The following is a 9,655-nucleotide window of genomic DNA, read 5'->3' as shown; positions in this document are numbered from 1 at the left end:
GACGGCATCGCCGCGGCTTTCCGCGAGACTGCCTTCTCCTTCGAGGCACCGGCCTCCGCCGTACTGCACGCGGGGGCGCTGGCCCACGCCCGGCGCCACCGGCGCCGCTCGGCCGCCGCCGGGACGCTGGCGGCGGTCGCGGCGGTCGGCGTCGCCGGCGCCGTCGTCACCCAGATCCCGTCGCACGCCGGGGCTTCCACGACTTCGTCAGTCGGACCGGGCACAGCCGGTGTCACAGCATCGAGCTCGACTCCGAGCCCGAGCCCGAGCCACTCGACGTCGCCGGCGGCCGTCGCCCCGACGCACGTGACAGCGGCTGAGGGCAAGGCGCTCGCGAACCTCGTCCTCGACACCGCGCTGGGCGCCCTTCCGCCCGGCTCGCATCCCGTCAACACGGGCTTCGGCGCGGGCGGCACGAAGATCCCGAACGGGAAGAACCTGCCGGTCAACGGCGCTCCAGCGGACCTCCTCGGCCTCGTCAACGGGACGTGGAACATGGGCACCGCGGACGGTCCGGGCGTCGGGGTCTCGGTCGCGGTCCGCACCGACGCACTGAGCTGTCAGAAGATGAAGCTGAGCCCGCAGGACGTGTGCACCATCGCCCCGTTCGCCAAGGGCGGCGAGCTCGTCACACACGAAAGCCGGAAGGATCCCGTAAACCAGACCGGTCCCTACTTCCTGTCCTACGTCTGGCTGCGCCCAGACGGCGCTGATATCGCAGTCGACATGGTGGAACCGTCGCCCTCGCAGTTCGCATTGACCAGCGACCAGGCGAACACACTGCTGGCGGCACCGGGCTGGGACCAGGCAGTCACAAAGTTGAAGGCCCTCGTCGCCGACGCGGCCAACGTCCCAGGAAGCTGACGGCCCAGGAAGCTGACGGCCTACCGCGGTCGATCGAACCGGCGGTGACACGGAGCGCGCCTGTGTCACCGCCGGTTCAGCGGGTTCGACAGCGCAGGTCATGGTGCTCGAAAGGGCCGTCTATAGAAGGAGTCTTCGACACCCCGCCTCAGGTTCAGGGTTAGCACTTAACGTCCGACGCCCTCACCCTCACCCACAGCGCGAGCCAGCACCCACTGCCAGGCTTCGCGCCCCATCCCCGTCTCCCTACTCACCAACTCGTCGACGATCGGTGTGAAGCCGGCCTCGGTGAGGTGGCGGGTGTTCGTGGCCGGATCGTGGCTGGCGAAGAACATGGGGACGCCGAGCCACGGTTCTACGTCGTCGGCCGACCCGCCCTGGCCGAAGGAAGCCAGCAGGAGGCCGCCGGGGCGGAGCCAACGGGCGATCTTGACCAGCAGGGGCTGCTGCTGCTCGCGGGGGATGTGGTTGAAGCTGTAGAACGCAGTGACGGCGTCGAACGAGGCGTCCGGCAACTCCAGACTGATCATGTCCGCCTTACGGAACGCGGCATTCGGCACCCGCTGCGCGGCGAGCGCCAGCTGGGCCGCCGAAATATCCACGCCGAGAACGTCAAAACGTTGAGCCAGCAAGGCGGTCGCCGGCACCCCGGCACCACAGCCGAGCTCCAGAACACGCGCGCCGTCAGGAAGGCGGCCGGCCAACTCGCCCACGAAGCGGATCCGGGGATCGTCGGGGACGCCTTCGCCGAACACGGCCAAGTACTGCTCGGCCATGGCGTCGTATCCGGACTCGATGATGTTCTGCGGATCGGAACTCATGTGGCAGCAAGCTAGCCCCGCGCACGTCCCACAACCACGGGTTTTCTCAGCCGAGCAAAGCCAGTGGCCGCTCGGCCTGCCGTTCCAGGGCGACGCTAGTCCGCCCCGATGATCTGCGACAACCAGGTGTCGACACTGGCTCCCAGGGGCTTCGTGACGTCGATTCCCTGGCCGTTCCACTGCTGGCCGCCGGCGTTGATGCACGGCACGCCGGGGCAATGCAGGGTGTTGATGGCGGTGTCGTAGTTCGCGCGGATCGCCGCTGCGTACGGCTGATCGTCCACACACTTCACAAACGACGGGGTCACCAGACCGGGGATCCCCCGGGCGATGGAGATCATCTCCGACGGCGAGTTGAAGGGGTCTTGGGCGTCCGACGCCGGTTGGTGCGCGAAGACCGCGGCCCGGTAGGCGAGGAAGTCGCCCTGATCGGCCGCACACTGCACGGCGTTTCCCGCGACCACGGACCCGGTTCCGTTCGTCATGTCGTCCCGGTCGATCAGGTCGACCGGGCGGTACTCGACCTCGACCTTCCCGGAGGCGGTCTCCTGCTTGAGCAGCGCGCTGGTCCCGCTGTCGACCTGGCGGCACGGCGGGCAGCGGTAGTCGTCGTAGATCACCACCTTCGTCTTCGCCGACGCCGATCCCAGGGTCACCACGGCGTCCGCGGCCGCCGGCAGTCGCCCCGGGCTGGCCGCCGCACCGGGCTGCGCAGGGCTGCCGGCCGTTCCGGAAGCGAAGGCCGTCCCCGCGATCACCGCCGCGGCGACAGCTCCGAGCACCGCCGAGCCCGCCAGACCGTTCCGCCAACGGACCGAGGACCGCCCCCGCCGCAGGATCACGTCGGTCGGTGCCGCCGCGACCCGTGCCTTGCCGGCGGTGCCGGTCATGATCTCGCGCAGGCCGTCCTCCCACGAATCCTGTGTCATGCCCGTGCTCCTCTCAACGACGCCGCCGGCTCCCGAAACGAGGACAGCCCGGCCAGACCCGCGTCATTCCTCAACTTCGCCAGCGCCCGTGAGGCCTGGCTCTTGACGTTGCCGACGGAACAGCCGAGTAGTTCGGCGACCTCGCCCTCGGCCAGGTCCTCCCAATACCGCAGCACCACGATCGCGCGCTGCCGCGGCGGCAGCCCGGCCAGCGCCGCGAACAGCACGTGCCGTTCCTCGACCGCGCGACTGGCATCCGGCCACGCGTGCGGCTCCGGCACCGTGGCGACGCTGTACTCCACCGGCCGCTTCGACCGGAACCGACTCCGGTTGGCGTTGACCAGGATCTTGCGCACATAGGCGTCGACGTCCTCGACCCGGCGCACCCGGTGCCACGACCGGTAGGCCTTGATCAACGTCGTCTGGGCGAGGTCTTCGGCGTGGCCGAGATCCCCCGTCAGCAGATACGCCGTCCGCACCAGCCCCGGCCACCGCGCAGCCGTGAAATGGCGGAACTCGTCTTCGTCCTCGGACCGCATCCGGTACCCCCTTCCGCACGCACAAACCGCGGGGCCGCCAGAACAGGTTGCATGACCGTGCCCCAACTATCGGAACCGCCGATGGTCGCCGGATAGCGCCGACGGGTATCACCCGGACATGACCGACATCGAGATCCGCCCGGCGACCCTGGACGATCTGGACGGCCTCACCCAAGACAGTGCCGACCTGTTCGCCGAGGACGGCGTCACCCGGGACCGGCTGCGTGACCCGGAATGGCCGCGCGACGACATCCGCATCAGGTGTGCCGGACTCATCGCCGCTCCAGACGCACTGGTACTGGTCGCTGTAGAGGACGACACGGTAGTCGGGCACTTAATAGGAACCTTCAGCCCGGCGTCCTCTATGTGGACCGCGGCGCGCGCCGAACTAGTCAGCACGCATGTAGCGGTTCCCTATAGAGGACAAGGGATCGGCGGCCGTCTGGTCGAGGACTTCACCGTCTGGGGACGCGAACGCGGAGCCGTACGCCTCCACGTCTCCGCATATACGGCGAACGACTCCGCGATCCGCTTCTATCAGCGCTATGGCTTCGTGCCGCTGTCGATCGAGCTAGCCCTCGACGTCGACTAGGTTCGCCTTCAGCGCGGCGACCAGAGCAGCGTCGACACCGAGTTCCTGTTCTGCGTAACCTTCTACAGAGCCGTAGCGGGCCTTCAGATCAGCGATGAACAGCTCCAGCGGATCCTTAGGAGCGCGCGCATAGGCGGGCCACTTCAGTTCGCGATCGGGGTAGAACGCCTTCCAGTCCGCGATCAACCGTTGCGTCGCCAACTCGGTCAGCGCGAAGTCGTCCAGCACCGTCTCCTCGGAAACGCCGATCAGGGTGAGGACGTACAGAGCGATGATGCCGGTGCGGTCCTTGCCCGAGGCGCAGTGGAAAACCGTGGGGCCGGACTCGGGATCGGCGATGACGTCCAAGACCTCACGGATCTCTTTGACGCCGTCCTGTGAGACCTCCATATAGCGATCCGCGAGGAACCGCCACGGATCGAAGTCGCTTCCCAGCGCGCCCTGGTCGTACGGCTGGTGCTCGATGCTCGCGTTCACATAGCGCAGCCCGGGGAAGTCCGGCACCCGGCCGGCCTTCTCTATCTCCCAGGGATAACGCAGGTCGATGACCGTGTGCACGTCCAGCGCCCGGAAGCGCTCGACGTCAGCCGCCTCGCGCAGCTTCCCGAGGCTGTCCGACCGGTACAGCACGCCCCACTTCGTGGTGCCGCCGTCCGCGGTCGGGTAGCCGCCGAGATCACGGAAGTTGTGCAGGCGCTGGAATTCCACGTGTCTGGTCATGACGCCCAGTGTGGATCATCGGCAGGCGCTAGGCGGCCGCCTCGTCATAGCGGGCCTGGAGCGCCTCGATCTCCGGCATCCGGCTCTCCAGGAAGTGCACCAGGCCCTTCAGACGTTCGGCGATCTCCCTGCCGAGCGGGGTCAGCTGGTACTCGACCCGCGGCGGCATCGTCGACTGCACCTCGCGGACCACGGAACCGTCCCGCTCCAGGGCTTGCAGCCCCTGGGACAGCATCTTCTCGCTCACCCCGTCGACCCGTCGGCGCAGCTCGTTGAACCGGACCGGCCCCTCCAGCAGGGCCATCATGATCAGCGTGCCCCAGCGGCCGGTCACGTGCTCCAGGACGGGGCGCGACGGACAGCGCGCCTGCAAGACGTCGAAGACCAGGTCCAGGGCGCGCTCTTCGGAATCGGCTGATTCGGCGCGCGTACTCATGCCGTCCACGGTACCCCACCCGCTTTCCCCGCGGTAGTGCTGTGCCCCGGGTTGCACTTTCCAAAAGTTAGTGCAATCGTTGACCCCGCACTAACCGATAGAAAGCGCCCAACCCCCGGGCCACGCCCCCAAGGAGCCGTCATGACCATCGCCATCACCGCCGCCAGCGGCCACCTCGGCCGGCTCGTCGTCGAGGACCTGCTGGGCCGCGGCGTCCCGGCCGGACAGATCCGCGCCATCGTGCGCACCCCGGAGAAGGTCCAGGACCTCGCCGACCGCGGCGTTCAGGTCGTGCCCGGCGACTACGCCGACGCCGCGAGCCTGGCCGAGGCGCTGCGCGGCGCCGACAAGTGGGTCTTCATCTCCTCCAGCGGCCCGGACGAGGACCGCCTCAACCACCACCTGAACGCGATCAAGGGCGCGAAGGAGGCCGGGGTCGGCCACGTGATCTACACCTCGATCCCGCAGGCCCAGACCAACCCGATCGGCTTCGCCTGGGTCCACAAGGACACCGAGGCCGCGGTCAAGGAGTCCGGCCTGCCCCACACGTTCCTGCGGAACAACTGGTACTGGGAGAACCTGACCGCGACCCTGCCGGCCTCGATAGAGCACGGCGCGATCATCGGCTCCGTGGGCGAGGGCCGGACCGCGTTCGCCTCCCGGGCCGACTACGCCGCCGCGGCCGGTGTGGTGGCCACCACCGAAGGCCACGTGGGCAAGGTCTACGAGCTCACCGGTGACCGGGCCTACAGCCGCGCCGAGATCGCCGCCGAGGTCTCGCGCCAGGCCGGCAAGGAGGTCGCGGCCGTGAACCTGGAGCCGGCCGAGTACCGCAAGACCCTGGAGGGCTTCGGCCTGCCGGCCTTCCTCGCAGCGGGTCTGGCCGACGCCGACTCGAAGATCTCCGAGGGCGCGCTGGCCGAGGTGACCGACACCCTCAGCACTCTGATCGGCCGTCCGACCACCACGGTCGCCGAGGCCGTGACCGAAGCGCTCAAGGCCTGAATCCCGTGCTGAACAAAAGGATCCGCCGGTCTCCCCCTCCGAGACCGGCGGATCCTTCTTTGGTGCGCGCTTTGTCGCGTGTCACACGGCCGAGGCATAGTCACCGACGGGCTCGGGCGGCGCCGCCTTCGCGCCCTTCTTCTCCTTCTTGCTCTTGGGAGCCTTCTTGGGAGCGGCCGGCAGGACCGGCTCGTTCCGCAGCACCCGCACGGCGAACAGCGCGGTGAGCGCCAGGACCGCCGCACCTGCGATGGCCGCGGTGTGCAGCCCCGAGGTGTAGGCATCGCGCGCTGTGGTCAGCAGGGCGTGGGAGGCCGAACCGGGGAACTGCCCGGCGACGGCGACCGCACCGCCGATGGTCTCGTGGGCCGCGTGCACCGCCGGCTCCGGGGCCCCGGCCACGCCGGCCGTCGACATCTTGTCGTGGTAGATCGCCGCGCCCAGGCTGCCCAGCAGCGCCATCCCCAGCGAGCTGCCGAGTTCGGCGCCGGTCTCGTTGAGCGCCGAGGCCGAACCGGCCCGCTCGGCCGGGGCGGCGGCCATCACCATGTTCCCCACGATGCTCTGCGCCGCCACCACACCGCCGGCCGCCGCCCCGGCGCCGATCATCAGCACCACCACCGGGTTGCCCGGGTGGACCAGCGTCAGCACCAGCGCGCCGCAGGCCGAGATCACGAAGGCGGTGCCGATGATCCGTGCCGGGCGGACCCTGGTGGTCAGCGCGCCGGTGACCGCCATCCCGATGCTGATGAACGGCATCACGGCCATCGACCACAGCGCGGCGGTGAACGGCCGCATCCCGACCACGGATTGCAGGTACTGCGTGTTGAAGAGGCTGAAGCCCATCAGGACGAAGTTGCCGCACAGGTTCACCAGCATCGGCGCCCGGAAGCTCGGCTTGCCGAACAGCTCCATGTCCACCAGCGGGTTCTTCGCGGTGTGCTGACGGATCACGAAGGCGATGCCCAGCGCGACGCCGAAGGCCAACGCGGCGGCCGCGGTGGTGCTGAAGCCGTCCACGGCCAGCTGCTTGATCCCGTAGACCACCGGGAAGATCGTGGCCATCGACAGCACCGAGCCCAGGACGTCGAACCGGCGGCCGGCGGCCCGGGTCTTGTACTCCGGGAGCAGGATCGGGCCCAGGACCAGCAGCAGCGCCATCGCCGGCAGGTTGATCAGGAACACCGAACCCCACCAGAAGTGGTTCAGCAGCACGCCGCCGACGATCGGGCCGAGGGTGACGCCGCCGATCAGACCGCCGGTCCACAGCGAGATCGCGGTCTGCCGCTGCTTGGGGTCGTGGAACATGTTGCGGATCAAGGCCATCGTCGAGGGCATCAGCGTCGCCCCGGCCACCCCGAGCAGGGCCCGGGCGCCGATCAGCACCTCGGCGCTGCCGGAGTAGGCGGCCACGATCGAGGCCGCGCCGAACGCCGTCGCACCGATCAGCAGCAGCCGTCGCCGGCCGATCCGGTCGCCGATGGCGCCCATGGTGATCAGCAGGCCGGCCAGGGCGAACCCGTAGGCGTCCATGATCCACAACTGTTGGGTGGCACCGGGCTTGAGGTCGGCGCTGATGAACGGCAGCCCGAAGAGCAGGACCGACATGTCCATCGAGGTGAGCAGGCAGGGCAGGACCAGCACGGCCAGCCCGATCCATTCCTTGCGGCCGGCACGCGGGGCCGGGGCGGTTTCAGCGCTCTGGGTCGTCGTCATGAGACGAACGTACAACCGTCTTGGACGATCGTGCAAGACTTATGTTCAAGACGCTGGTGCGAGACATTCGTCTGAGAACGGGGTAGCCTACGGAGCATGAGCAACCGTGACGACCTCCTCGCCGGGGCCAAGAAGTGTCTGCTGGAGAAGGGCTACTCGCGCACCACCGCCCGGGACATCGCCCAGGCCTCGGGGGTCAGCCTGGCCGCGATCGGCTACCACTTCGGGTCCAAGGACGCGCTGATGAACCAGGCGATGTTCGAGGCGATCGAGCAGTGGGGCGACCGGCTTGAGGAGGCTTTCGCCAAAGCCGGCCCCGACATGTCGAACCTGGACCGTTTCACCGCGGTCTTCGACGAGATCGCCGCGACCTTCGAGCGCGACCAGGCGTTGTGGATGGCCAGCTTCGAGATGTTCCTGGAAATCGACCACATCCCCGGGGCGCGCGAGATGCTGGTCGGCGCGATCCCGGCGGCCCGCACGGGCATGGTCCATCTGATCCTCGGGATCCCGGAGGACCAAGTCGACCGGGACCTGGAACTGTCGGTCGGCGCGGTCGTGTACTCGCTGATGGCCGGGGTGCTGGTCCAGCGGCACGTCGACTCGCGGCGGGCTCCCACCGGCTCGGACCTGGCCAGGGGGTTGCGCCAGCTCGCGGACGCGTTGGACGGGAAGATGGTCGCGGCGTCCTCATAAGGAGTGCACGCGACAGTTCCGTTGGTCAGCCGGCGATGGCCTGCCACAAGCTGACGCCGGCCAGCACGATCATCGCCAGCGCGGCCAACCGGACGATCAGGTGCAGCGGCAGCACCTTGAGCAGGCTGCGCCCGCCGATGATGGCCAGCGCGGCGACCGCCCACAGGCCCAGCACGGCGCCGAGCCCGACGGCCACCGGGTCGGCATACTTCGCGGCCAGGTTCGCGGTGACGATCTGGGTCAGGTCCCCGAACTCGGCGACCATGATCACCCCGAACGCCGTCCCGGCCACCTTGCCGAACCCGGCGCCGTCGCCCAGGTCCGGCGCTTCCTCCGCCTCTTCTTCTCCGGCCTCACGGCCGTGACTGCGCAGCATCAGCACCGCACCGGCCAGGAAGAACACCGCCACGATCGCCTCCAGCGGCCGCCGCGGGATGAGCGAGAGCAACGAGCCGGCGGCCACCGCCAGCGCGACGTGCACCACGAAGGCCGCCGCCACCCCGGAGAAGACCCACGACGGGCGGTACCTGGTCCCCAGGATCAGGGACGCGATTGCGGTCTTGTCCGGCAGTTCAGCCAGGAACACCACCCCGAAGGCGGTGACGAGGGCGGCCAGATTCATACGGCGCTCACCACCGTCAAACTACAGCGAATCGGGCCGATGTGAAGGCTGTTCAGGACGATTGATGAGCACTGCGTCCGGCGGTACTGAGGCCGGATATCCAAGATCGCATCGGATGATGGTAGCTCGACCGGGTGATACTAACGGCATAAGTCCCGGAAACCCTCACAGTTCGTCGGCAGGGCCGTACACACTGTGGGAATGAGCCCAGCACGCAGCGTATTAGCTGAAGAACTCGGTCGGCGTCTGCGTCGGCACCGACTGGATCTCGGCTTGTCCGGACTGGAGGTCGCCGCCCGCGCCGGTGTCACCCAGCCCTCGGTGTCGAAGATCGAACGCGGGATGATGCTCCCCTCGGCGGAGGTGCTGGACCGGGTGCTCGGTGTCCTGGGCCTCGGGGACGAGCACCGCACCGATCTGCGCGATCTGCTCACCCGGGCCGTCGACGACGCCGCCGACCGGCGCCGGCACGGCCGCGGTCTGGCCCTACTGGACGCGATCGCCGAGCGCGAGCGCAACACGACGGCGTTACGATCCTTCTCCACGTCGATGATCCCGCCGTTGTTGCAGACCGCCGACTATGCCCGGTATGCCGCGCGCCTGACGCCGTGGATGTCCGAACGCGAACTCGGCCGGGCCTCGGCGCTGCACCTGGAGCGCCAGGGCGTGCTGTTCGAACAGGGCCGCAGCTTCGAGTTCCTGCTGACCGAGAGCG

General features: G+C 68.8%; 11 protein-coding genes and 1 pseudogene. 5 read left to right on the top strand and 7 right to left on the bottom strand.

Annotated features, from left to right (window positions below; all coding sequences use genetic code 11):
- A pseudogene (locus IZR01_RS45280) lies at window positions 1-864 on the top strand (hypothetical protein); the annotation flags it as partial.
- Window positions 865-1,031: 167 nt separating this feature from the next.
- On the opposite strand, the gene IZR01_RS45275 reads toward IZR01_RS45280, so the two are convergent.
- The 3 genes from IZR01_RS45275 to IZR01_RS45265 form a co-directional block, all read right to left on the bottom strand.
- The gene (locus IZR01_RS45275) at window positions 1,032-1,685 is read right to left on the bottom strand and encodes a class I SAM-dependent methyltransferase (RefSeq protein ID WP_194894081.1); all 654 of its coding nucleotides are present in this window, start codon (window positions 1,683-1,685) and stop codon (window positions 1,032-1,034) included.
- 95 nt (window positions 1,686-1,780) lie between these two features.
- Entirely contained in the window at window positions 1,781-2,614 is an 834-nt protein-coding gene (locus IZR01_RS45270) for a DsbA family protein (protein WP_194927434.1), read from the bottom strand.
- Window positions 2,611-3,153, bottom strand: a complete 543-nt coding sequence (locus IZR01_RS45265) for a SigE family RNA polymerase sigma factor (RefSeq protein WP_194894079.1) — start codon at window positions 3,151-3,153, stop codon at window positions 2,611-2,613. Before IZR01_RS45265 ends, IZR01_RS45270 begins: the two co-directional genes overlap by 4 nt.
- Before the next feature lie 118 nt (window positions 3,154-3,271).
- Here IZR01_RS45265 and IZR01_RS45260 point away from each other — a divergent pair, with 118 nt between their 5' ends.
- Window positions 3,272-3,745: a GNAT family N-acetyltransferase gene (locus tag IZR01_RS45260; RefSeq protein ID WP_194894078.1), complete on the top strand. Its 474-nt coding sequence runs from the start codon at window positions 3,272-3,274 to the stop codon at window positions 3,743-3,745.
- On the opposite strand, the gene IZR01_RS45255 is transcribed toward IZR01_RS45260, so the two are convergent.
- Window positions 3,725-4,465: a tyrosine-protein phosphatase gene (locus tag IZR01_RS45255; RefSeq protein ID WP_194894077.1), complete on the bottom strand. Its 741-nt coding sequence runs from the start codon at window positions 4,463-4,465 to the stop codon at window positions 3,725-3,727. The genes IZR01_RS45260 and IZR01_RS45255 overlap by 21 nt on opposite strands.
- Window positions 4,466-4,493: 28 nt before the next feature.
- Complete coding sequence (locus IZR01_RS45250) at window positions 4,494-4,901, bottom strand: winged helix-turn-helix transcriptional regulator (protein WP_194894076.1); 408 nt, start codon at window positions 4,899-4,901, stop codon at window positions 4,494-4,496.
- A gap of 141 nt (window positions 4,902-5,042) precedes the next feature.
- On the opposite strand from IZR01_RS45250, the gene IZR01_RS45245 reads away from it, so the two are divergent.
- Window positions 5,043-5,906 (top strand): SDR family oxidoreductase, encoded by an 864-nt coding sequence (locus tag IZR01_RS45245; RefSeq protein ID WP_194927433.1) that lies wholly within the window; start codon window positions 5,043-5,045, stop codon window positions 5,904-5,906.
- Between the two features lie 81 nt (window positions 5,907-5,987).
- On the opposite strand, the gene IZR01_RS45240 is transcribed toward IZR01_RS45245, so the two are convergent.
- Complete coding sequence (locus IZR01_RS45240) at window positions 5,988-7,622, bottom strand: MFS transporter (RefSeq protein ID WP_194927432.1); 1,635 nt, start codon at window positions 7,620-7,622, stop codon at window positions 5,988-5,990.
- A 96-nt stretch (window positions 7,623-7,718) separates the two neighbouring features.
- Here IZR01_RS45240 and IZR01_RS45235 point away from each other — a divergent pair, with 96 nt between their 5' ends.
- Window positions 7,719-8,318, top strand: a complete 600-nt coding sequence (locus IZR01_RS45235; RefSeq protein ID WP_194894073.1) for a TetR/AcrR family transcriptional regulator — start codon at window positions 7,719-7,721, stop codon at window positions 8,316-8,318.
- Between the two features lie 25 nt (window positions 8,319-8,343).
- On the opposite strand, the gene IZR01_RS45230 is transcribed toward IZR01_RS45235, so the two are convergent.
- Window positions 8,344-8,940: a TMEM165/GDT1 family protein gene (locus IZR01_RS45230; protein ID WP_194927431.1), complete on the bottom strand. Its 597-nt coding sequence runs from the start codon at window positions 8,938-8,940 to the stop codon at window positions 8,344-8,346.
- Window positions 8,941-9,213: 273 nt separating this feature from the next.
- On the opposite strand from IZR01_RS45230, the gene IZR01_RS45225 reads away from it, so the two are divergent.
- Window positions 9,214-9,655: Scr1 family TA system antitoxin-like transcriptional regulator (locus tag IZR01_RS45225; RefSeq protein WP_267254996.1), on the top strand; the 442-nt coding region annotated here is incomplete at its 3' end.

This window comes from Catenulispora pinisilvae (genome assembly GCF_015356865.1).
GTDB lineage: Bacteria > Actinomycetota > Actinomycetes > Streptomycetales > Catenulisporaceae > Catenulispora > Catenulispora pinisilvae.
Note: the sequence above shows the minus strand (reverse complement) of the source record. Positions and strands in the feature narration are given on the sequence as shown.

What these genes read in the sequence shown, in the direction of transcription:
- IZR01_RS45240 (WP_194927432.1), bottom strand. Translation starts at nt 7,622, where the DNA reads ATGACGACGACCCAGAGCGCTGAAACCGCCCCGGCCCCGCGTGCCGGC.
- IZR01_RS45260 (WP_194894078.1), top strand. Translation starts at nt 3,272, where the DNA reads ATGACCGACATCGAGATCCGCCCGGCGACCCTGGACGATCTGGACGGC.
- IZR01_RS45255 (WP_194894077.1), bottom strand. Translation starts at nt 4,465, where the DNA reads ATGACCAGACACGTGGAATTCCAGCGCCTGCACAACTTCCGTGATCTC.
- IZR01_RS45245 (WP_194927433.1), top strand. Translation starts at nt 5,043, where the DNA reads ATGACCATCGCCATCACCGCCGCCAGCGGCCACCTCGGCCGGCTCGTC.
- IZR01_RS45275 (WP_194894081.1), bottom strand. Translation starts at nt 1,685, where the DNA reads ATGAGTTCCGATCCGCAGAACATCATCGAGTCCGGATACGACGCCATG.
- IZR01_RS45270 (WP_194927434.1), bottom strand. Translation starts at nt 2,614, where the DNA reads ATGACACAGGATTCGTGGGAGGACGGCCTGCGCGAGATCATGACCGGC.
- IZR01_RS45250 (WP_194894076.1), bottom strand. Translation starts at nt 4,901, where the DNA reads ATGAGTACGCGCGCCGAATCAGCCGATTCCGAAGAGCGCGCCCTGGAC.
- IZR01_RS45235 (WP_194894073.1), top strand. Translation starts at nt 7,719, where the DNA reads ATGAGCAACCGTGACGACCTCCTCGCCGGGGCCAAGAAGTGTCTGCTG.
- IZR01_RS45230 (WP_194927431.1), bottom strand. Translation starts at nt 8,940, where the DNA reads ATGAATCTGGCCGCCCTCGTCACCGCCTTCGGGGTGGTGTTCCTGGCT.
- IZR01_RS45265 (WP_194894079.1), bottom strand. Translation starts at nt 3,153, where the DNA reads ATGCGGTCCGAGGACGAAGACGAGTTCCGCCATTTCACGGCTGCGCGG.